The sequence below is a fragment of the Oleiphilus sp. HI0123 genome (assembly GCF_001635315.1).
In genome coordinates this window covers 1-233 of record NZ_LWGE01000811.1, presented here as the reverse complement: position 1 = coordinate 233, position 233 = coordinate 1, and the positions used below count along the sequence as shown (strand labels likewise).

Annotated in this window: 1 protein-coding gene; it reads left to right on the top strand. The window is 43.3% G+C overall.

The features are described 5' to 3' along the window. On the top strand, nt 1–233 hold a 233-nt coding region (locus A3761_RS07080; protein WP_156491703.1), incomplete at both ends, for an EAL domain-containing protein.

The window sequence follows — 233 nt, the reverse complement described above, 5'->3', positions numbered from 1 at the left end:
GAGATGGCTACCACTTCTTTACTGAAGCCTTAAACCTCCGCGCAAACAAGCTTCTGGAAATTGAAAATGAATTACGTGAAGCAATTAAAAATAACGACTTTTACCTAAACTATCAGCCTCAAATTAATCTGAAGACGGGTGAAATATCTAGCGTTGAAGCTCTGATACGCTGGGAGCATGCGACGAAGGGAGACATTTCCCCTGCTGACTTTATTCCCGTAGCCGAAGAGACC